The sequence below is a fragment of the Rhodoferax sp. ZS1R8 genome (assembly GCF_056521325.1).
In genome coordinates, this window is sequence record NZ_JBWMBA010000093.1 from 1 (window position 1) to 1,338 (window position 1,338).

Consider the following 1,338-nt stretch of genomic DNA (forward strand, 5'->3'; position numbering starts at 1 on the left):
ATGAAGCGCTGAAAAGTGGTGACGTGGTGGCCTGTGTCAGCACCCATCCCGCACCGATGCGCGGCTGCGTGGCAGAACCACTGGGCGTGATGCGTTACCGCTGCGTGGGCGCGCCCGCACTGGTGCGCAAATGCCAGACCAAAACCGGTGCCGTGTCACCCCATCGCCTGCTGGCCGCACCGGCTGTGATCTTCAACCGCAAGGACGGTTTGCAAGATCTGTTCTTGCACCAGCACTTTGGATTGCAATCACCGCAGTACCCGCGCCACTTTGTGCCAGCGGTCGATGCCTTTGAGGCCGCACTGGCCAGCGGCATGGGCTGGGGCATGGTGCATGAGTTGCATCTGGCCAAGCGCACCGGTCGTCTGCCACTGGTCGAGATGTTACCCGGCAGCACAGTGGACATACCGCTGTACTGGCATCACTGGGCGCGTGAACCCGTGTCGGCGCAGCGCCTCACGCAGGCCGTCAAGCTGGCGGCCAAGGCTTTAACTTAAACCTAGCTGGTTGTGTTTTTCTACGCGACATGCCTTGTGATCTGCCGCAATCCGATTGCTACCAATGTCCTTGTTGCGATAACGGTGGTAAATTGTGTTTAGTTGAAACGAGAGGGCAAACTACGTGAAAGCCTAGGACGCAAAGCTTCCGGCCTAAAGCGCAATTCGCGCCATGGCAGCGGGGTCACCGGCCAAGGACCGCATCCCTTGCCGGCCTCCATAACTGTAAAGAGGCCGAACTATGTCGCAACTACGAGCCGGCGCTGTGCGTCGCACCCTAATCACCCTTTCCGCTGTGTTGGTCGTGCCGCTGCTCAGTGCAGCGTTTAGCGTATCGGCAATCGCCCAGACTCCAGGGGTGATTCACCAGCCGGAACACTCCCGTTACATCATCGTCTTCAAGCCCGGCTCTAGTTCTGTACGGCAGCAGGCTGAGTCGCTGGCCAACGGCGCCGGCGCCCGTCCGGATTTCGTCTACGAACATGCTGTCAAAGGTTTTGCAGTTACGCTGCCGACGCGTACTAGCGCTCAGTTTTTAGAGGCAATGCGTCGCCATCCATTGGTGCAGTCTATTGAGACCGACATGGTCGTGCGTCATAGCCAAACCACGCAGAGCAGCGCGACCTGGGGCTTGGACAGATCTGACCAACGCGCTCTGCCGCTTAATAGCGCCTACCTGTATGCAGCCACTGGCCAAGGCGTGCAAATCCATGTGCTAGATACCGGGGTTCGCGCTTCCCATGCCGATTTCGGCGGGCGAGTGCGTGCGGGGTATACCGCCATTGCTGATGGCAACGGAACCAATGACTGCCATGGGCATGGTACACACGTCGCTGCCACG

2 protein-coding genes and 1 riboswitch are annotated in these 1,338 nt (G+C 59.5%); both genes read left to right on the forward strand.

Annotated features, from left to right (window positions below; genetic code table 11):
• Positions 1–497: LysR substrate-binding domain-containing protein (locus AC097P_RS24060; protein WP_479612948.1), on the forward strand; the 497-nt coding region annotated here is incomplete at its 5' end.
• Positions 498–601: 104 nt separating this feature from the next.
• A riboswitch (cyclic di-GMP riboswitch) is annotated at positions 602–689 on the forward strand.
• 49 nt (positions 690–738) lie between these two features.
• The coding region (locus AC097P_RS24065; protein ID WP_479612949.1) for a protease inhibitor I9 family protein at positions 739–1,338 on the forward strand (600 nt) is incomplete at its 3' end.